Origin of the sequence: Curvibacter sp. APW13, from assembly GCF_032337135.1 — a bacterium.
Taxonomy (GTDB): Bacteria; Pseudomonadota; Gammaproteobacteria; order Burkholderiales; family Burkholderiaceae_C; genus Allorhodoferax.
This window is the reverse complement of sequence record NZ_JAVXZZ010000001.1, coordinates 1,470,500-1,490,819: the sequence shown is the minus strand read 5'-3', so window position 1 is coordinate 1,490,819 and position 20,320 is coordinate 1,470,500. Positions and strand designations below refer to the sequence as shown.

Here is a 20,320-nt window from a genome sequence, read left to right as displayed (position 1 = left end):
AGAATAGTGTGCTATTTTTCAATAATGCCTACTCGAAGAATCAAAACTAGCCCGGTAAAAGTGACGGGACGTGCACCTGAAGGACAGGAATTTGAGTCACACCTTGAAGAAGATTTCTTCGTTTTGCTACGTTTTAACAAGAACGTCGTGCGATGGGAATCACACCCCCTCACGATTGAATGGCTCGATGAGCAGGGAAGAGTGAGGGAATACACACCCGATGTACTTGTTGAGTACAGGCCTGAGAAGCCAGTGGCGGATCCAGTTATGGTTTTATGCGAAATCAAGCCGGACTTCGACAGTATGTCAGATCGTCCTAAGAACCGGTTGCCTCGCCGAGAATCGGAGGCGGAGAACAAGTTGAAATGGGAAGCTGCGGAGCGATACGCGGCAAGGAAGAGCTGGACATTCAAGGTCTACCGTGAAGCCGAAATCCGCACTCCATATTTACGAAATGCTCGTTTTCTAATGCGTTTCCGTGAGCGGCCGGTGTCAATGCATAGGCATCAGGAGTTGATGGACACCTTGAAAGCGCATAAACAGCTTTCGCTTGAAGATTGGGTGAATCCTCTCGTGAGCACAAATGCACAACGCGCGGACTTACTTCCAACGTGCTACCACCTTATTGCGGAGGGGTACGTTAAGGTCGATTTGTCTACGCTCATTTCTCTCAAAAGCGTATGTGAGTACATCGATGAATAAGGCACTAATTTCACTTCGCACTGGATCGAAGGTGCTGCACAAGGAGGAAGTTTGGCTAGTTGAGAGTGCGGAGGATTTTCAGCGTGTGCTCGCACAGCGATTGAGTGACGGAAGACGGGATTTCTTGCCCATCTTTGAATTGGATGCCCCCGTCGTAACTGCTGAAACTGACGAGGACGCAAAGCAGACAAATCCCAAGCGTCATAAACCGGAGTTCACTATGGACTCCAAGTTTGATCTAGAGCCCGACCTGCAAGTGCACATGAAGTTGTACCAGGCGCTGGTGGCTGTACTGAAAGTGCCGCGAGGGTTGCGTCGGGCATCGATACGGAAACTAGCAGCGGAATTTTCAATCAGCGAGCCTACTGTCTACCGAAAAATCAAAGTGGTTGAGCAGAACACAACTGCGGATAGTCTCTATCGTGCAGTTCGACGTGACAAGAAAGGAGTGGGTTCGAGAATTGGGCAAGAGCGACTGAAGATTGTTGAGGAAGTTCTGCGTGCGAAACACTTTGTCGACACGCCTAGAAATATCCCCAGCTGCCTGGACTTGGTCAACTCAGCTCTGACTAAAAGCAATTTGGAGGAAGTCAGCCTGAGTCTTCTCTACAAAATCCGAAATAAAGTCACATACAAAGACCAACTTCTGGCCCAAGGTAGAAAGAAAGAGGCGCGTGACACATTCAGGCCAAGTGTGGATCATCTTCCTAACAACGACTTCCCGCTGGGTACGGTCCAAGTAGATCACACACCTTGTCAGATATGCTTTGTGGATGAGAGCAATCGCATGCCTGTAGGAGATGCATGGCTAACACTGGTTATTGATTGTTATAGCCGGATGATCCTGGGTTTCTACTTGTCGTTCGGCGGTCCATCAACGTTGTCAACGGGGCTTGCCCTTTCCAGGGCGTTTCTTCCCAAAGACACTCTCCTAAGACGAATGGATATAAAGGGCGACTGGCCGTGTTGGGGCTTCCCGGACCTGATCTTGGTGGACAACGCAAATGAGCTCAATGGATACATGATGCAATCTGCACGGGAAAATTACCGTTTCACGATAAGAAATCGTCCAATTGGATTCCCACAATTCGGTGGCCATGTGGAGAGTGCATTTAAGTCTTTCATGGAAGAGATTAAAACGATCCCTGGAACCAAGTTTTCAAATCCAACTGAGCGTGCAGAGTACGACTCAGAAGGTCGATCAATTATGACTCTGAAAGAGTTTGAGTGGTATTTCACGGATTTTCTCGTGAATGACTATCACTTGTCGGAGCATCGAGGCGAGGGGATGGAGAGACGAGCGCCTTTGCAACGTTGGAACGCCGGCATTTTTGAAGGTGATGTATTTCCGCCCATTGGGTTGCCGGACATCCCGACAGATGCTCTAGCGTTACAGATATCGCTGATGCCGGTGGACTGGCGCGTCATCAACAAAGCAACCATTTCAATATTTGACGAAACGTACTACAGCGGAGCATTGGCCACCTTGGGAGATTTGGTTGATCCAAGAAAGGCCACGGAGGATCGGAAATTTGAGGTGCGATATGACCCGCGAGATATCTCCAAGATATGGGTGAAGGATCCAGTGGAGGATAGTTATATTGAGGCAACCTTTGCAGACTTGCGCAAGCCCTCGATTTCCTTGTGGGAGCACAAAGCACAGAAGCGGGCACTCGGGCGGCCAGCTGACGAATTCAAGCAGCAACGCTGGGAAAGCATGGAGCGCCGTGAGGCGTTCAAGCTGGAGTCGAAAAAGCTGACTAAACAAGCCAGACGAGATGCGGAGCGGGCCAAGCGCGACGCTGCAGAAGCGATTACCAAACCAGTGGTGCCCAAAAAGCCGTCTGCGCCAACTTCCACACTTGTTTCTCGTCGCACCAATGAAGAGATTCGGGAAGAAATGCGCAGGCGACTTGAACTGAGAGGAGATGAATGATGAAAAAGGAAGAAGATCCAACAGCTCATGACCTCAGTCATTTATCAAAAACGATCCGGCCTATCGCGACCCAAAGCAATGAAGAGCGCATCAAACATCTGATGCGTGAGCAGTTCATCCCCTATACACGTGCAGAACGAATCTTGAATGAACTGGAGGGACTCTATCGGCGCGAAGATGCAAATCGTGCACAAGGGAGACTCTTCATCGGGCCATCGCTATCTGGAAAGAGTTCAATACTGCATCAGTTTGTCAAAAACCATCGCGCAGACGACAACGTAGACGGCGATTCCGCAATTGTTCCTGTACTTATGGTGCAGTACCCAGAAACCGGGCGTGAGGGAATCTATTCAGCTGTTTGCCATGCCTTGAATCACAAGCCACCCGTGTCTGCGAGTATGGCCAGGTTGCGTTCCGACTGTATTGACTTGTTGAAGGCTGTGGACGTCCAAGTGCTATTAATCGACGAATTTCACAACGTCCTGCGCGGTAATACTGAAGAGCAACGAATAGGTCTAACCACCATCAAGTATGTAATGAACGCAATAGGCCGTCCTGTTGTGGTTGCCGGTACAAGTGAGGCTTATAACGCAATCAACAAAGATGATCAGATGCTGAGTAGACTGCGAGCAATTTACTTGGAGAGATTTCGTTCAAATGATGAAGACTTTCTAAGTCTCCTAGCAGGATTTGAGTTGAGGATGCCGTTGCTCAAAGCATCAAATCTGATGGATCCAGATCTCGCACAAGAAATCTACAGATTGACTGAAGGATTGGTCGGACATGTCGCAGATCTGTTGTCGGAGCTTGGGGTCTTGGCCATTCAAACGGGTGAAGAATGCATTACGATTGAACTTGTGAAAAGTTGCAGTTGGGCGCCCATGGCCGACAAAGACTTGGTTGCAAGAACAAAATAAAGGGGTGCGTGATGTGGCGTCCCTATGGATTGTCACGTTATGGTTTGCCTTGTCATCCGCAGCTTCGGTACGACGAGTTATTTAGTTCATGGCTGCTTCGCCTAGCATGGGCCAATCGCTTGAAAGTGCATTCATTGTGCGTGACGCTAGCGGGCAATCAAGCAGCCGTTTGGAATCGCGATATCGATAGGCAGTTGCCGATTTGGCTTCAGTATGAGCTAGAGAAGCTGACCGGAGTGCCAGCTTCGAGAATTGAGGGTGCTGGGTTAGAAGGAATTGCAAGCGCCTTGAATGGCCATATCCCAAACAAAAATGGCTTTGAGACGTGGCTGTTGCCGCTAGGGATATGGCACCGAAAGCGTCGAAGGTTTGGTGTTCAGTATTGCCCTCTATGTTTTTACTCCGAGAGCGGTCAGTATGTCCGGCGAGCCTGGAGGCTCGGGTTTTATACAGAGTGCGAACATCATCGCGTGCTGTTGCGCGATCGATGCCATCTGTGTGGCGCTCCTTTCATGTATTTCAGGGCTGAGTTGGGGCACAGGGAGCGAATCGACGGTGCTTCAATGTGCGCCTGCTTCAAATGTGGGGCAGCGCTGTATCAGGCACCTGCCGAGCGGTTTGACTGGCCTCAGTTGGAACACGCACTGGTAGTTCGGACGCTCCTGTTCATGAAAGACTTTGGCTGGGCGGCTATCCAGAATCAGGTGTTTCCTCAATCTGCCAGCCTCTTTGGGGTACTTCGGCAGTTCATCGCCATCATGTCGTCGGACGGTCCATATGGCCAGTTGTACGATGCTGTTGCTGAGCAGATTTGGCTGGATGGCTACAGAGTTCTAAGCCAGCGAGGCTTAATCTATGAACTGCGGGGGGTCGAAGAGCGGCACCGTCTCTTTGGCATGGCGGTATGGCTGATGATGGATTGGCCCCATCGGTTTCGAGGGGCATTGCATGCCTCTGGAGTAGGTTGCTACTCAATGGTCCAGGGCTTTAGGATTGATCCTCCTGACTGGTACGCCGCGGAGTACAAATTCCATCTAATGCGTTCAAAGAATATGCGAGGGAAGGCAGTGTGTTGAGTACTAGGTTAAGCGCGCCGGAGCCGCCAAGAACAATTTTGAGTCGTCTGCTGAATAGCGGCGTTCCTGTGCTCCGACCGTTGGCGGGGTTTCGACGGCCAATGGAGATCATCTGGTTTGGGCGTGTCAGCAGCATAGGACGCGCTGGCCAGCAAAAGCCGCAGATAGAGGTAGTTCTTCGTCCTGCAGAAGACCCAAATGCACGCACCATTCGCATACTTGTGCCTGCGGCATTTGTGCGGGCCATGCGACTGGGTGATGTGTGGCTTGGTCCAAATCTCGTGGCGGTCTCTTCTGCCCCAGTCGTTCGGCTGAAGGACTTGAAGATTTCTGGAAATGTTGAAAATGTATGTCCCATCGGCCGACCACTAGAAGAAGGTAGCAGCGAATTCCCGCTCGACTTTCGGACGTACTCTGCACATTCGGGTCACACAGGCGCATTCACGGTTCGAGAGCGCCTGTCGGAAGACCACTGGATGATCATTCCTTGCTGGGAAGTACTGCGGTTCTATTTTGGTGCGTCTGGTGCCTTGGCCAGTCGCTTGCTCTCCGGGCCGATCGCTGCGCGGAACCTCTACAGGTCGATCAGACACGACCAGCGTAGCGACACTCACTGGCTGGATTTGGCTTCTGGATTGCCTGCCGCTGCAGCAGCTACGGTGGCACGCATTGCCTTGGACCCGTCTGCAGGGAGTGCGGCGCGCTGGATTAGCAACTCGGGGACGGCGGCTCGCGCAAACAGACTGGCGTATTACCCCAAAACAAATTTTCCATTTATAGGCAGCACGGATCTGACGGTCCAAGGCCATTGGTTCAATCAAGGGTCGCAATCAGTTCTATTTGTTGAACGCATCTTGAGTTGTACCCATCCATTTCCGTTTCGCCAACTCAACTACTCGGTGCTGCCGCGGGTGGTGACAGCGGTTTCTAGACGGATGCCGTGGACTAAGTACTCCAAAAGCGCGCAAGACTTCCGTCCGGAAGTCAGGGAGGATCGGTTGCAATCAAAAGATGCTGTGGCGATGGTGTATTTACCCGAGGCTACAGAGGCAGCTTTTCCTGATCTTCATGAGAAGGTCATCAAGAGGGTGAAGCCCAGGAGCAAGAGTGCTATGGGTGTAAGGGCTTTGCAGGAAGAAGTGCCCCATGTGCTAGCCGATGGTTCCGACGTGACCAAGGTGGGTCTTCCGCAAGTCGAGCTTGCGAGTGAAGATGAGGAGCGTGATGACGGGGTGATAGAGCCCGAAGGCTTGGATGTCCTCCATCTTGCAGCAGACATTCTTCGCCAAGAAGGTTTCGGCGTGGGTCTTAAGTCACTGGCTACTTCCGCCTATGACGCTGAGCTGTTTCCGTTGGCGAGAATTTTGTCGAACACCGGAGAGTTGGGGCGGGCGTTCAGCTGCATTGGTGTGCAAAGGGATCGTGGTCGATCGCGCACCGCGTATTGCCTCATCCGCACTCAGGACAATGGACTAGCCGGAGATGCCGCATTGCTTTTGTACCTGCCTCAGACGGATTTGGACAAGTATGAAGCGCTCTCGCAGGCATTTGGCATTTTGGTGAATGGGCAGCAAGGTGAGGTCGGCATCGCTATAGCGCCAGAGGCCGTTGCCAGCAACCCCTACTCCGTCGCCAAATTAATACGGCAGCTGGGTTGGTAGTTGGGTCAGTTGAGGAGGCTTCGAGCAGCTGCAGACAGCGGCGTGCCTAGCCTCCAAGTGGCACGTGCACGGATTGCGTCGGCGACATATCGTTTTCTGTGACGTGCACCGCCAGAATCTACATGAGTGGGCCGGCAATGTTGACGCGTGTCACTGGAAGCATAACTGCGCCGCTTAGGCCCACTTATGCTTCCATTTGAGGGCGGAACGCTTATGCTTCCACTATCAAACTGAGCGAATTCTCCACTTTTTGTCAAAAAGTTAGCTAATGGTTGCCCGTAGCGTCAAGTCTGACGCAGATTTAGTAAGAAGTGATTTCCAGAACGGCACGCTTATGGTTTCCTGAGGCACGGATTTGCTTCTCGCATAGATTGAGGTAAATCCGACCTTTCGAACAAGCTATCGCGCACTGACCCGCGTCATGTCACTCGTTGAGAAACGTCTGCAATCGCATTCGCTTTGAAGTCAGAAATTGACAAGAAGCCTTGGTGATGTCGTTGCTCATGCGTTGCATTCCATCGCGGATTACCATTTTTCCCCGCGCCAGGACAATTTGCTCACTCCTTGCGGCCTCGCATACGCCTGAAGATGCTTCCCACCCGGCGTAACGGTGCAAAGTAGAGCGCCACACTGCTGCGTGCAATACGCTTCAGCTCGTAGAAGCACGCCACGCGTTTACCTCCGAGTTGATCAAATTTGTTGCTGCGCCTAACCTTACATTGGTAATTCGCAACATAGGGTGCCCGAGGTACATCGTCAAAAAAAAGGTCATCACGGGAGATAGTTCTCCCTGTGGGCAAGTGTTGTGCTGCATCCGCTCGAAGTGCTTTGATTTGGCGTTGCGTCAGTTGCTCTCGTCGCGGTCATACCCAATGACCACCCCGGACAATCCACCCACTGGCTCCAACAGGTACAGGCAAGGGGTTCGCGCAGGCTTCAAGATGCCTTTGATTTCTGGAGCCTGACGCATCTGCACCACCTGTACCTGGGATGCTTCCAGGGAACGCACACAGAACTCATCCGCCCGGTCTTGATAAACAGGAATGACCACCTCGGCTTGGGGTGGCATCGTCTTCAGGAGATTGATCAATTCAAGGACGGTCATGGTGATTCTTGGATTGAGGGATCAGTTGCTGGATTCACTTTCCTGTTCCGACTTCGCTTCATTGGCCCAATCCCCGGGATCACAAATAGCGTTGGACTCCAGTCCCCAGTATGGGATCTCATCAAAACGGAATGAACGAGGTGTCTTTCCTGTGAAATTGGCCTCGGACGCCAGAAAACGTTCAATGAATGCATTGACCGCTTCAATCGTCACGAATGGGACGTCGATCGTTGCATGCAGCCCAATACCGCTGTGATATTCACGGCGCAAGGTCCAGTGCTCGAATACCTGGATCTCCAGGCTATCGGCAATCCGCTGATTCTCGGCTTGTGCCCATTCGTATCGGGTCATGTCATTCAATTCTGGATAGCGGTAGGGTTCACGAGGGGACGTGACGTACAGGCCAGATACCGGATCTTTGGCTGTGCGCTCAGAAATCGACAGATCCAAGTCAAGTGGAGCCAACTCGTACGACAGCTCCCATGCGCGACTTGATACCAATTCCTTGTAGGCATAAGAGGCAGTCTGAATGCACAAGTTGTAGTAGATGGGCTTCCTGTTGCCAAGGAAGAAGACATCGGCCCACCCGTTCTCACCGTGCATGTAGTGACGTGTATAGAAGCGTCCCCCAAGCACAGGCGCAACGCGCCGGATCTTTCCCAGAAGTTGCCAGTACGCACGTTTCTGCGCCTGGCGTGTGCGGCGGTTGAAGGGAGGTCTAGTTGCGCGACGTTGGGGCATGGTTTTTCCTTACGGTATCTATTTACAGGGGTGATCCGGGATGGTCTTTGTTGGGCACGGTGAATCACCATGCGTGATTTCCATCGGTCGGTATTGGCTTGCTGGCTGATGTCACGACAGCATTGCGCTTGAGTTCTGCCAACAGGTCCAATGCCCTCTGAAGATCCCGGTCATTGCGGGCGCAATCATTGGGCGTCATTCCATCCAGAGCAGGATGGGGCCGGGACATCCATTGCTGAGCCAATGCCATGTCCCCGAAGACGTCAAAGGCATAGCCGTCGAGTTGCTCAAACCGGTGGTAGTCCGCACTGCCGAACTCCCGACCTATGGCAACCGCATTTAGCCACGCATCTTCTTCTGCAGATCGCCAACGAACCTCGCCGTGGAATCGACCATGGAACCTTCTGCAGATTCTTCGTTTGTTGGATCTGGCGTTCATAGGCTCGTGCTGCGCGGTGATTTCCCGTTCAGCCCAGTCCACGGTTCTTCCCGAGAAAGCCACCACTTTGCAAAGGCCAGGAGATCTGCATGGCTGGAATCGGGGATATCCAAGAGTTTCCCCACATTGGGACTACCCACCGGGTCACGCAGGATCAGCGCCAGGTGCACGGGTGGGTCCACACCCACCAGGTAAGGGGCATAGTCATCCACAAAGGCAACCGGGCCAAGGTCCGCAATAGCCTGTGCCTTGGGGCTCCCCCCGATGATTTCACTGCCGGTCGTGATGATCCGCGAGATCGGGAAACCTAAATCGCGCAGGTTCTGGGCCCTGGCATCAGCGAACCTTTCGGGTAGCGCTGTCACACAGACCAAGTTGTAACCCTGGTCTGCAAGACGTTGGCAAGCTTCCAGCGCACCCGGAACGGCCGGAATGGTGCTCCAGAACTCCAGATCAAAGGCGCTGCGGAATTGCTCCAGCTCGTTGTTCACAAGCCGCCGTGCATTCCAACGCTCTATGGGCCAATAGGCAGCTGGGTTGTTCAGGACGAGGCGTTCGCCGAAGACATTGAACCAGGCCTTCGAATAGGCGGTGTTGTAGTCCAGCAGTACGCCGTCTGCGTCGATTGCAATGGTATTCATGAAAAGTTTGGCGTCCAAGTGGAGGAGTGATCGGAACGGCAAGGTTGGCTGAAAACGACGAGGACTTCAAGACCGCGTGCCATTTTTCGTGGTGGTGGACTAATAGCTATGCACCACGAAAACTCTTCTGAAACCCGCATGGATATTGGGTCTGCGGGCGCCCTAATCCAATTAGCGAAAATCGCCCATGATCGGACAGTTGCAGCGTCTGCTTTGTGCGCCTGGAGCAACAGCCGGGATTGCTAAAGCCGAGATTCGGGTTGCAGCTGTTTTCTCGGCAACACATCCCGGCAATCCTGCTTTCAGATATCGCCTGATATTTCCACGAGCATTCAAGGCTGCGTATTCCGGTCAGACTGACCATCTGTTCCGGAACTCATTGACCATTCCCAATCAGCTTTCTGGTGTTGCCAACACAGACTGGGCCGGGGGTAGGCCTCTGATTCATTTAGAACGCCGCTCCGGGCCAGGTGCAGTCGTTGCTGAACGACTGCTTTTAGCATCCCAATTTGAATACATTGCGATGGGACAAGTCTGTCTTACGAAGATCATTCAGCTGCCAACGCCCGCGGCCACTGCAATACGTCAAAATCAGACGATATTCAGGGAGCACAGAGATGCACGTAAAGTCAATCAAACTGGTCAACTTCAAGAAGTTCCGCGACGAGTATTTTGAGTTTAATGAAGACGTCAATATATTTGTGGGCGATAACGCTGCAGGGAAAAGTACGATCCTAGAGGCGCTGGAAATTGCACTCAACTACAACCATCGCGGTAGGCCATTCAGTAGTGAATTCTCGCCTGATCTATTCAATAGAGATGCAGTCCGTCAATTTCTTGTCTCAGATAGGTCTTCGAAGCACTTACCCGATCTGATCATCGAGGCCTACATTGAGGGCGTGCCTGAATATCGAGGCGCGAATAACAGGCGCAAGGCGGATACCGAGGGCGTGGTAGTGCAAGCCTGCTTCGATAAGTCACTTGAGTTGGTATACGAAAACTACCTGCTTACAAAACCAAACTTCACAAGCATTCCAATCGAGTTTTACAAATTGGAATGGCTTGATTTTGCATGGAACCAGATTAAGCCCATTGCTAAGAGATTCAAGGCGTTGTACATCGATCCCACACGCCTCCACCCAACGATGGGGAAGAATCAGTACATATCAGGCATCCTCAATACTGCTCTCGCGAAGGAGGAGTTGGTCAAACTGACCGCCAACTATCGGGAGAACCTACAGGTGTTTAATAACGCTGGAGAGGTCATGACAGTCAACGCCAACCTTGATGCCGGTCACCTTATCACCGACCGCAAGCTCACCATCGCAGCAAGCACATTGCCAGCGGGTTCGATCCAGACCGGCCTACAACTGGAGGTTGACGATGTTCCTTTTCACTTCATCGGCAAAGGCGAACAAAGCAATATACAAATCAAGTTGGCAATCCAGAACAAGTCCCACGATATCGATCTGGTGATGATGGAAGAGCCAGAAAATCATCTGTCGCACACCAATCTAAACAAACTTGTGCACTACGTCGACAGTAAACGCGGCGACAAGCAACTATTCCTTACAACCCATAGTTCATACGTATTGAATAAGCTAAGCATTGACAAGATTTGCCTGCTGCAAACAGGCTACAAGAGGTTGCACAAGCTAGATCCAGATGTTGTGAAGACGCTCAAGCGTCTGCCAGGCTACGACACCCTGAGGGTGGCACTATCTAGCAGGGCCGTTTTGGTCGAAGGATCTTCGGATGAACTGGTTCTCAAGAAGATATACCAACGAAAACATGGGCGCTTGCCCGAGCATGACGGCATCGATATCGTTGTGGTGCGCGGTGTGGGCTTTAAGACGTTCATCGAGGTGGGCAAGGAAATCGGCACCAAGATTCATGTGCTTAGAGACAATGACGGTGACTATCACGGTAATGTTGAACAAGAGCGCTTGGAATATGCTGCCTTCCCCAACGTTGAACTGTTTTCGTCTGCTAACAACAACGAGTTTTCGCTGGAGCCGGCACTGATTTGTGCCAATGCGATTGACCTCAAAACACTTAATGCGTTTGCAAAAGAGGTCTTATCGACTAAGACCTATAACCTGTACGAAACCAACATTACCCTGGAAGACAGGCGGGAATATTTGATTCAATGGTTTAAGAGCGAAAAGGGCAACGGCAAAGGTTCCCGCAAAGTCGATTCAGCCATCAGGCTTTTTGATGGCGAGCTGGACTTCAAGTATCCAGTGTTTCTGGACGAGGTACTAGATTTTGCCTAACGAACTCTGGCTCGCAGGTGCAGGATCGGGGAAAACCAATAAGATCATCACTGATGCCATTGAGGTCATCAAGGCCGGCGGACGAGTTCTTGTGGTGACCTACACCACCAATAACCAAGCAGAACTTCGCGCACGCTTTGCCAAGCTTAATGGTGCTAGCAGCGAACATTTCGTTGTCAAGGGACTGTTCTCGTTTTACCTTGAAGACTTGGTTCGTCCTTATCAAGGCGAGATATTTCCTGATCGGATCACGACCATCTCGTTCACTGAGAACAATCCTCACTTGATTTCAAGGACAACCTATTACATGAAAGGCAGAGCGGAGAAATTGGCAGATGGAACCATCAATCCGCTGTACTACCTAACACCTTGCAAAACCAAGGCCTATTGGTGTCCCGGTTTTCAGTGTTCATGTGCATAGGCAGAAGTTCCTGGACGCATTCAAGGCCAATGTTTTCAATAGCATCAACTTTCAGGAAAACGTTCATAAATTAATGAGTTCAATTACTGATCTGTCTCAGCCTGCTGTCGCGATTGGCAAACAGCTCGAATTCTTGCGCGACTACCTAGAAAACCGTTGCAATACTACTGGCGAGACAGCGTTCAGTTTCCTGCTGAGCAACGTGAACTTCCGCCGCGTCATGCAACCTGTAGAGGGTGCGGGTGGTCAATCTCCTTTGAGTCGGCGTGTTTTGCGTGGTCGATCATTGAGATTTTCTTCCCTATGCCATTGAGAGATGTGCCCACAATAACGCCTTTCGAGCTATCAAGGTTGATCCAGTAGCGGTCGTGAAACTCATCCGAGACGCTGTCCTTGATCTGTATCGCTGGAACGAGTTTTTGGAATACGTTGTGCATCGCGGCACGCCTGTTCGTTCTTTTTCCATTGGTGATGAGGGTCACCTTTTCCAGTCGACTAGCCATTGCGGCCACGATCTTCTCCAGAAGAGTTAAGCAAGCTGGACTCTCGTCGTAAAAAAATGGGTCGACGATCAACAGGTGCCTCACCCCGTCCAATTTCCGCATGACGCCGAGGACGATCGCTTCAATTTGATCGGTGTGAAGCCCTGAGTGCGTAATTTCGTCGCAGGTTATAGATTGGTAGAACAGCGAGGAGATTCCGTGTTCAATGATGTAGTTTTGAATGTCATTGCGCAGTACATCAAGCGACAGCCTATAAACGCCGAAGTCCCGCCGGAGATCGCTTTCATAGAACCGTTTGAAAAAGGCCTCGATGCCCTCGCCGCTTTTCAAATTCTTCACCCCGATGATGTCCGAATAGAACATGTCTTGGGGTTGGGCTGGAACTTCCTTCCCTGAAGTCCCCTCGTTTGTTGGTTCATATTCCACTCTCTTCCTCCTAACTTGCTCTCACGGGAGCATTTAATTGATTGTCTGGTATTACTAATCCTGCAGTCGCCAATGACACACCTAGCCAGTTGTCACCACAGAATGCGTCCGGGAGCTTGTCTATGGCCGCGAGCATCTTGCCCAAAGCGATGCTTTGAGTCACGTTTCCTACCAAATACAGGCGTGACCCAACATCTGGTGCATACATTCCTTGCCACTTGGCTTTCAGCACCTGATATTTGTGTCGGTCTGCCCATTGGGCGCGTTCATTTACTCGCCGTTCGATAGCAAAGTCATATGGCTCATCTGTCATTAGAAAAGCCCTTGTCGCAGGGTCGAACCATGCTCGTGTGTGGTCAGCCCCTGGAATTCTGTTCTGTGAGGTGTTGCCGGGGTAAATACGTCTGTGGCTCCTCGATGGACGCAGTCCTGTTGCATCCATGAATTGAAGGACGCGGGCAACTTGGTTGATGGTTTGGCGCGCGCTGTCCTGCGAGCTTCGAATTGCGTCAGCGACGAGTTGCTTCTTGTCATACACAAAGAAGTCGCTTAGCAATGGGTCCTTCTTCATCTGCTCTACAGTCGCTATGTCCCATAGTGGAGTTGCCAAGTCAACGGCCAACCCCTCAGTACCCGTGTTCTTGGTCTTACGGTCTTTCCAATGGCAAGTGATGATGGTGATGTGCCGTGGTGCGAGTACCGTTGCGGGGGAAGCAAGAGCCGCTTTTGCATGCGATAGGTTTTGATACCCGGCAGCTTCAGCGGCTTGTTGTAGAGCGGCAATGTGACCGAGGCCAAGTGATTTTTTTAAATCACTTGCGTAGCTTTTGATACCCAACAAAGTGGTTGGGCGAATTGGTGATGAACGCATGTAGGTCTCCAAGTTCCGACATTCGTTACCCGCCTACCGAACCTAGAACCTGAACACTCACATGGAATGAGGATATTTGCGACATTGCTGACCAGCAGCTTTGCTTTGGCGGGTAGCTGGCTCATGTCAAAGAAGCCAATTAAATTATTCTCCGACATTTTTGGGCCAACGGCAAGAGGCATGGCAGGTATGCAACGCGAAGAGCTGACTTTGTGCGAAATTGGATCCCTCGGTGGCTACGCTGGGACTTAGGGTGCGTTTTAGGCTTAGGTTCTCGGTAAGCGCTTGATGTGCTTGCATTTGGGATAGGTGCTGCATCCCCAGAATGAACCGTACGGCCCTTTGCGCATGGTCAGGAAACCTGCCCCGCATGTGGGGCAGAGTTCATCGCTATTCTCCGAGCCATCCGCGTTCAATATTGTGAGTTGGTGGTCGTGAAGTAGTTCTTTCACAAAACTGGACTCCTTGCGCGCAACTGTAATCAGCGTGACGCTACTCCGCGCACGGGTAAGCGCCACGTAGAACAGACGCCGCTCCTCGGCGTACTCATAGCCATCACCTCCAGGCATCGCCAGCTGGAGGACCGGGTCGTCAATAATTCTGCTCGGGAAACCCAAGGTCTCAGAAGTAATCCGCGGAAGGATGATGTGGTCGGCTTCTAGTCCCTTGGATGAATGGACTGTGATGAACTCCACCTCAACGCGGCTTGGATCGTATTGCCGGGGTTGGTGTTCGCTGTCATGGCGATATCTCCCCAGGATGTAAATCTTGATTTTGTAATCCCCGCCGGGGTGCTCCGCAGCAATCTGCGCGATCCGCGACTCCACAGCAGAGCGAATATGCAGCTCTTCTCGCACACTGACAATCCGAACGGGTTGTGCGACATCGTTCTTGGGGGAGCGAACACTTTTACGGAGTTGCCTGGGGTTTTTCTGAACGAACTTGCTGCTGATGTCACACAACGCCTGTGGACAGCGAAAAGTCGTCTCCAGCTTCAGTGTCACTGCCTTGCCGAACTTTGACTCAAAGTCCGTCATGACGGATAGGTCTGCACCCGCAAAACGGTTGATGCTCTGCCAATCGTCACCCACCGCAAAGAGATACCGACCTGGCTGCTGGATGAGACCGCTGATCAGGCGCGCGCGCGCTTGGCTCGCGTCCTGGAATTCGTCAACCATGACAAGCTCGTAGGGACTTGCCCATTGACCCCGTTCGATGCAGTCAGTTGCCAAGTTAAGCATGTCGTCGAAGTCGATGGCGCCGTCTCCCTGCAACCGATACTCCCAATGGCTCCAAAGCTTCTCGAAGATATCCAGGAACATCGCATGCCGGAACCGAAACTGGCCAGCGGCGCCAGTGTCCAGACGGTTGCGCAACTCCACCATGGAGAGCCGGTTGCTTTTTGCATGAGTAAGGAATTGGCGGATAGTTCTGACCAGGCGGGGGCTCTCAATAGGCTGCCGACCGGCTCCTTTCCGGTCCGGATTGGGATCAAGGGTGATTCCACGCCGAGTCAACTCTTGGGCGAGATACACAAAGGCTTGGCCTGACCAGAGCTGTGCCATGGTGGTTTCCAGAAGCACCGTCTGATGCTGGGCGTGGATTTGCTTCTTCCATGCCATGCCCTCCTTGTATCCCGTGAATGCAGCGGGAGGCTCGCCATGGGCGTCGAGTGCCCAGTGTTCTAGATAGGCGTCTATGCCCGGCAGATAGAAGTCGGGGTGATACTGACGATGGGTCGCATCGGCTAGATCGACCTTATACGGGCCCTCGTAGACATAGTCCACCCCCATGTAGAAGAACCAATTGGCCAAGACAAGTTCGCCACGGCTTTTGACCACATCGCCTTTGAGAGTCCAGAAGCCATTGCGTCCAGATGCACGGTCCCAGGCTTCCGGGCTTTCTTCCTCTTTGCCAAACTTCGGAAGGTCTTGTCCGAACACCAGCCGAAACATGTCCCATGCGGTACGGAATGACGTATCGCTGTCTTTTAGCTCATCGACCATTTTCAGGAGAGTGTCCTGGTCACGACCACTCTCAACCCACGGCGCCAAGGTCGGCTTCTTGCCAGTAGCGGCTCCAATTACCTCCAGTCCAAAGGCATGGAATGTCTTTGCAACGATTTGGTCTGCCGGCAATCCAAGCGGCGTCAGCCTGGAGCGGATGCGCTCGCGCAGCTCAGCCGCCGCATCGTTGTTAAACGCCAACAGAAGCATGCGTTCTGGTGCGAAGTAGCCTTTCTGGAGGGCGTAGCCCGCCTTAGCGACCATGGTGCTTGTCTTGCCCGAGCCAGCGGATGCAATCAGGAGTACGCGGTTGTCAAAGGTAATGACGGCTTCGGCTTGCTCACGTGTCAGTGGAGACTTTTCGACGGTGTCGAAGAACGGGCGAGATTCCTGCAGCTCATTAGCTAGATGGCGTCGATTGAGGGAGTCCAAAGTCTCGGGGACGGGGTTGCGCCAGAGTGTCACGGCCGCTTGCGTTTCTTCATCCTGACCCGACAGGTGCTGGGCTACCTCGGGTACGGCTAGAAGCTTGTCCAGGCCAGTGGGTCTTCTTGCTGCAATCAGACCTTTGAACTCTTGGCTCAGCCAGCCAGGCTTCTGAAATTGCTCCGTACACGAACGATGGACGTCAGACGCCCATGCTTTCACCAATTCAATAACGTTCGCAAACTCCCCGAGCAACTGGTCGACGTGGCGATGATGAACGACCGATACCTGGATGGCTTTGAGCATGTGGCGGGCTGCGCCGTTGGAAATCCCGTCCAAGGTCATGACCTGGCCATTGGCACCTACGATGTGTACGGTAGACCAAAGAAGACCGGGTGTGACGTCGAGGTTTTCAAGGAGCATGGTGCTTCCCGAATGAAGCCTCTCTGCAACCTGCAGTACAAACTGCCGATCACGCAAAGTGAGAGACCAAGCCTCAGTCGAAGTGCAAAGTCTTCCCAAAAAAGACGCGCCATATCTCATCGAAATTACTTGTTTAATTGCTCTCGTTAGATTCATCTACCAACAGTCGCTTTTGATGCAATCTAGTTGCCGTGATACTGCCAAATAGCACGAGCCGTGATGTGCCACGTCGTTGGAATATGGCTGAGTATTAGTTCCAAATATGTCCTCCAAGTCCTAGGCATTTGGCCTGCATAAGAACGCCTTCAGGATTTGAGAGAACTGCGTCATCGCAGCGTGGTGACGGTCACAAAGCAACGCGAAAATCTCATCAGGCGACAGCTTCTTTGAACGGCAATACTCTCTGAACAGAGGCTTGGGATCCAGAATCTCGCCTCCCCCAAATGTGTGAGGGAAAGCCGGTTCACGGTACTCATTCCACAAGGCGGTCTCTACATCGTGAAATGGAATGCAGTACACGCGAGGGGGTAGATTGGGGCGATTCTGATCGCCGTCCAAAAGGCAGATTACGTCAGCTTCAGGCCCAAGGAACTGATATTCAACATTCCTCCTCATCAGACCCACGGCTTGTCCGCTACCACTCGCGTGAATGATCTGATACGAAAAAAATGCTGGGGAACAGTAGCGACGTATCGCGTACTCAAGAAATTGAGTAAGGACTCTATCCTCGGTCAAGATGTACTTGTCCCATCCCTTGAAACCAAACAGCAAACTCTTGACAGCATTGAACGACATTGGTGTCAAGAACGTTCCAGTCTCGGTACGCTCCAGATAGTGCAACTCAGTGGGTTCGAGCGTCTGCATTAGTGCCAGGGAGTGGCTGGTGAACATCACTGTGACTTGGTGTTGCTCGCATAAAGTGCGCAACTGTTTTGACAATTGCGCTTGGGCATTCGCATCCAAGGCAATGTCTATTTCATCAATAACCACCAAAGGAGTCTTATTCAGGACTTTCCGGTAAAGATTGATTAAAAAGTACTCACCGGAACTGAAATGGTCTTCACGGATATACCGTTGATTTGCTTGGACTATGCAACAACAAACGCCACCCCGAAATTGCACCTCTACCAAATCTTCAAACCGCTGCTCACCATAGATGTTGGATAAGAAGGCGATGAGTCCTGCGGGGCGCTTGTACTGCTTCAGCACAATTGCCCGACGGATGTCACCGGTGTGCTTACCACCAGAAAGTCCGCTTGTTCGACCGCCGCCAACTCCCGCTCCACCGTGTTCGGTAGCTGAGAGCGCAAGGCTGCGCCAGCAAACTGAGGCGCGAGCTGACCAAGTTCAATCAGGCGTTGCTCGCACGGGACTTCATTGGCGATCAGATCCAGCAGGTGCTCTGCCAGTGCTGCAGCCTTGGAGGGGCCTTGCAGCCCGCCGGAAACGGCTACTAAACGGATTGGATGTGTCATTCGTGCTTTCCTGTCAACGATGGGGCGAATGCTATCGGTGTGAATTCATGAAGTAAAATGGTTTTTTCTAATAAATCCATGAATTGGGATCATTCGAATGCTGGAGCGCATCCACCTGAGCATCGTTCAGCAGGTTGAGAAACAAGGGTCCTTGACCGCCGCTGCTGGAGTGCTCAATCTGACCCAATCGGCCTTGAGCCACAGCATGAAGAAACTGGAGCAGCAACTGGGCACCGACGTCTGGCTTCGCGAAGGCCGAAGCCTGCGTTTGACACAAGCTGGCCAGTACTTACTGGCGGTGGCAAACCGAGTTTTGCCGCAGCTGGACCTGGCTGAAGAGCGCTTGGGTCAATTCGCGCAGGGTGAGCGCGGTGCACTGCGCATCGGCATGGAATGCCATCCTTGCTACCAGTGGCTGCTCAAAGTGGTTTCCCCCTATCTGGCGGCGTGGCCCGATGTAGATGTGGACGTGAAGCAGAAGTTCCAGTTCGGTGGAATCGGCGCGCTCTTTGGCTACGAGATTGACCTGCTGGTCACCCCCGACCCGCTGTACAAGCCGGGGCTGAAGTTCGAACCTGTGTTTGACTACGAACAGGTACTCGTCGTGGCCAAGGGCCACGCCCTGGCCTCTGCGGCCTATGTGAAGCCGCAGCAGCTGACCCAGGAAGTGCTCATCAGCTACCCCGTGGACATTGAGCGCCTGGATATTTACAACCAGTTCCTGCTGCCGGCCGGTGTCACGCCCAAGCGCCACAAAGCGATTGAGACCACCGACATCATGCTGCAGATGGTAGCCAGCGGCCGCGGTGTTGCCGCTCTGCCGCGCTGGCTGATCGAGGAATACGCGGTCAAGATGGAAGTGGTGCCTGTACGGCTGGGTGCGCGCGGCATTGCCAAACAGATTTTCCTGGGAGCGCGCGAGGCGGAGACGGGCATCGACTACGTGAGAGCCTTTATTGAATTGGCTCGACAGCCTGTAGCGCTCCAGGGACCCCATTAAATGCGGAGAGCTGGCAAAGTTAGCCACAAACGAGGCGCTTCTTCTCTCTGTCGTGAGTTCAAGCCCAAGGTCTTAGCCATACGCACGACAGCAGGGTGACCGTTTTCACACACTAGCGCTTTCAAGTTTGCATCCGTGCGTGTTTCTGCCACGTATTTCAGTATCGCAGTCGCCACACCAAAATGTCGAGCCTTGGGATGCACCGAAAAGGCCAGTTCGCATACCCCGGGATGCGAGGTAGATGTGAGCTGCAAAGCACCCAGCAGTCCAGCATCCGCAGTTGACCAAGCGCCCCACCATTGGGTCCGGTTCCAGTCCATATCCCGGATCCACGCCAGCACTGCGTCATCGCACAGGGTACGCCCAAATCGGGCATAGCGGTCGTCCTTGTCCAGCGTCATGAGATGCAGTTGCAGGGCATGACGATGCCCAGCATCCAAAGGGCCGATTTCAGTGATCCACGGAGACATAGACCAGACTCGAAGAAGTGCACAAACGGCGTGCCCCGGTGAGGGGAGACTCCGACCACATATCTGCCTGTACCGTGATGGACCGGTTGCCTACGCGCGCAACGCGTGCCAATACTTCCACCACTTCACCAACATGGGCAGGTGCCACAAAGTCCATGCGTTCGCTGCTAGCCATCACCACAGTACGGCGCATATGGCGGGTAGCGGCGACAAACCCGGCCTTGGCCAACCAGGCCATGGCGGGGCCACCATGCAAGATTCCCCGGTGGTTCGCGTGGCCCGGAAAAACGATTTCTGCCACCCGGACTACCGGTCGGTCCGGTGTATCTTCTATCAGCACACTCGCGCCGGCCTGCGCTGACGCACGGACTGCGGCTGGTGAGGTCTGCCCAGAGGCCTGTTGGCTGACCATCACAAAGTCGCCTGACAGACAGTGGGTGCGTTCCCCAGTCAGTAGCGCCTCAGCAATCAATGCGGCTTTAAGGGTTACCGATCGTCGTCCGCGCTTCACGACCTCGGCAGTGCACTCGATCAGATGTCCTGCTGGCGCTGGCGCCGCAAAGTCCAGACGGCTCACGGCGGCAGTCACCACCGTTCCGCGCAGTACCTTGCTACCCATGATGAAAGCCAGTCGATCCAGCGCGGCCAAAGCTGCGCCACCGAATAGCGTGCCATGGTGGTTGGACTGGTCTGGCCAAACCATGTCAACCACAGACATGAGGGAAGGTTCCGCGCCAAAAATCGGTGGCGCAGGGGTATCCGGTGCATTTACTTCAGCCAAGTCAGACATTCATCCTCCAAAAGA

At 52.8% G+C, this 20,320-nt stretch carries 19 protein-coding genes and 1 pseudogene; 9 read left to right on the top strand and 11 right to left on the bottom strand.

The window, feature by feature from the left end; translation table 11 throughout:
• The first annotated feature begins 60 nt into the window (after nucleotides 1–60).
• The 5 genes from RQP54_RS06870 to RQP54_RS06850 all read left to right on the top strand — a co-directional run bounded on the left by RQP54_RS06870 (nucleotide 61) and on the right by RQP54_RS06850 (nucleotide 6,292).
• Nucleotides 61–702 (top strand): TnsA endonuclease N-terminal domain-containing protein, encoded by a 642-nt coding sequence (locus tag RQP54_RS06870; protein WP_315677429.1) that lies wholly within the window; start codon nucleotides 61–63, stop codon nucleotides 700–702.
• Nucleotides 683–2,638, top strand: coding sequence for a Mu transposase C-terminal domain-containing protein (locus tag RQP54_RS06865; protein WP_315677428.1), 1,956 nt, complete (start codon nucleotides 683–685; stop codon nucleotides 2,636–2,638). Before RQP54_RS06870 ends, RQP54_RS06865 begins: the two co-directional genes overlap by 20 nt.
• Nucleotides 2,638–3,555: a TniB family NTP-binding protein gene (locus RQP54_RS06860; protein ID WP_315677427.1), complete on the top strand. Its 918-nt coding sequence runs from the start codon at nucleotides 2,638–2,640 to the stop codon at nucleotides 3,553–3,555. The genes RQP54_RS06865 and RQP54_RS06860 overlap by 1 nt, the downstream gene beginning before the upstream one ends.
• An 11-nt stretch (nucleotides 3,556–3,566) precedes the next feature.
• Entirely contained in the window at nucleotides 3,567–4,631 is a 1,065-nt protein-coding gene (locus tag RQP54_RS06855) for a TniQ family protein (RefSeq protein ID WP_315677769.1), read from the top strand.
• 101 nt (nucleotides 4,632–4,732) lie between these two features.
• Nucleotides 4,733–6,292, top strand: coding sequence for a hypothetical protein (locus RQP54_RS06850; protein ID WP_315677426.1), 1,560 nt, complete (start codon nucleotides 4,733–4,735; stop codon nucleotides 6,290–6,292).
• 844 nt (nucleotides 6,293–7,136) lie between these two features.
• On the opposite strand, the gene RQP54_RS06845 is transcribed toward RQP54_RS06850, so the two are convergent.
• The 4 genes from RQP54_RS06845 to RQP54_RS06830 form a co-directional block, all read right to left on the bottom strand.
• A complete protein-coding gene (locus RQP54_RS06845; RefSeq protein ID WP_315677425.1) occupies nucleotides 7,137–7,397 on the bottom strand; it encodes a hypothetical protein in 261 nt (86 codons plus the stop codon).
• Between the two features lie 21 nt (nucleotides 7,398–7,418).
• Entirely contained in the window at nucleotides 7,419–8,138 is a 720-nt protein-coding gene (locus RQP54_RS06840) for a hypothetical protein (protein WP_315677424.1), read from the bottom strand.
• Nucleotides 8,139–8,202: 64 nt separating this feature from the next.
• A complete protein-coding gene (locus RQP54_RS06835) occupies nucleotides 8,203–8,577 on the bottom strand; it encodes an MbcA/ParS/Xre antitoxin family protein (protein ID WP_315677423.1) in 375 nt (124 codons plus the stop codon).
• Complete coding sequence (locus tag RQP54_RS06830; RefSeq protein WP_315677421.1) at nucleotides 8,574–9,218, bottom strand: HAD family hydrolase; 645 nt, start codon at nucleotides 9,216–9,218, stop codon at nucleotides 8,574–8,576. Before RQP54_RS06830 ends, RQP54_RS06835 begins: the two co-directional genes overlap by 4 nt.
• 187 nt (nucleotides 9,219–9,405) lie before the next feature.
• Between RQP54_RS06830 and RQP54_RS06825 the strand changes: the two genes are divergently transcribed.
• The 3 genes from RQP54_RS06825 to RQP54_RS06815 are packed head-to-tail and all read left to right on the top strand — an operon-like array spanning nucleotide 9,406 to nucleotide 11,915.
• A complete protein-coding gene (locus RQP54_RS06825) occupies nucleotides 9,406–9,894 on the top strand; it encodes a hypothetical protein (RefSeq protein WP_315677420.1) in 489 nt (162 codons plus the stop codon).
• The gene (locus tag RQP54_RS06820) at nucleotides 9,836–11,494 is read left to right on the top strand and encodes an ATP-dependent nuclease (RefSeq protein ID WP_315677419.1); all 1,659 of its coding nucleotides are present in this window, start codon (nucleotides 9,836–9,838) and stop codon (nucleotides 11,492–11,494) included. The genes RQP54_RS06825 and RQP54_RS06820 overlap by 59 nt, the downstream gene beginning before the upstream one ends.
• Entirely contained in the window at nucleotides 11,487–11,915 is a 429-nt protein-coding gene (locus RQP54_RS06815; protein WP_315677418.1) for a UvrD-helicase domain-containing protein, read from the top strand. Before RQP54_RS06820 ends, RQP54_RS06815 begins: the two co-directional genes overlap by 8 nt.
• 218 nt (nucleotides 11,916–12,133) lie before the next feature.
• Here the strand turns inward: RQP54_RS06815 and RQP54_RS06810 are convergent, their stop codons facing one another.
• The 5 genes and pseudogenes from RQP54_RS06810 to RQP54_RS06790 form a co-directional block, all read right to left on the bottom strand.
• Entirely contained in the window at nucleotides 12,134–12,844 is a 711-nt protein-coding gene (locus tag RQP54_RS06810) for a hypothetical protein (RefSeq protein ID WP_315677417.1), read from the bottom strand.
• Between the two features lie 10 nt (nucleotides 12,845–12,854).
• A complete protein-coding gene (locus tag RQP54_RS06805; RefSeq protein ID WP_315677416.1) occupies nucleotides 12,855–13,715 on the bottom strand; it encodes a hypothetical protein in 861 nt (286 codons plus the stop codon).
• 266 nt (nucleotides 13,716–13,981) lie between these two features.
• Entirely contained in the window at nucleotides 13,982–16,690 is a 2,709-nt protein-coding gene (locus RQP54_RS06800; protein ID WP_315677768.1) for a UvrD-helicase domain-containing protein, read from the bottom strand.
• A gap of 156 nt (nucleotides 16,691–16,846) precedes the next feature.
• On the bottom strand, nucleotides 16,847–17,779 hold the full coding sequence (locus RQP54_RS06795; RefSeq protein ID WP_315677415.1) for a hypothetical protein: 933 nt from the start codon (nucleotides 17,777–17,779) through the stop codon (nucleotides 16,847–16,849).
• Between the two features lie 17 nt (nucleotides 17,780–17,796).
• Nucleotides 17,797–18,045, bottom strand: a pseudogene (locus RQP54_RS06790) (NADPH-dependent FMN reductase); the annotation flags it as partial.
• A gap of 97 nt (nucleotides 18,046–18,142) precedes the next feature.
• Here RQP54_RS06790 and RQP54_RS06785 point away from each other — a divergent pair.
• Nucleotides 18,143–19,045: a LysR family transcriptional regulator gene (locus tag RQP54_RS06785; protein ID WP_315677414.1), complete on the top strand. Its 903-nt coding sequence runs from the start codon at nucleotides 18,143–18,145 to the stop codon at nucleotides 19,043–19,045.
• Here RQP54_RS06785 and RQP54_RS06780 read toward each other — a convergent pair.
• Together RQP54_RS06780 and RQP54_RS06775 are read right to left on the bottom strand one after the other, a co-directional pair.
• Nucleotides 19,042–19,515, bottom strand: coding sequence for a GNAT family N-acetyltransferase (locus tag RQP54_RS06780; RefSeq protein ID WP_315677413.1), 474 nt, complete (start codon nucleotides 19,513–19,515; stop codon nucleotides 19,042–19,044). The two genes, RQP54_RS06785 and RQP54_RS06780, sit on opposite strands and share 4 nt — an antisense overlap.
• Complete coding sequence (locus RQP54_RS06775; protein WP_315677412.1) at nucleotides 19,496–20,233, bottom strand: acyl-CoA thioesterase; 738 nt, start codon at nucleotides 20,231–20,233, stop codon at nucleotides 19,496–19,498. The genes RQP54_RS06780 and RQP54_RS06775 overlap by 20 nt, the downstream gene beginning before the upstream one ends.
• Nucleotides 20,234–20,320 lie beyond the last annotated feature (87 nt).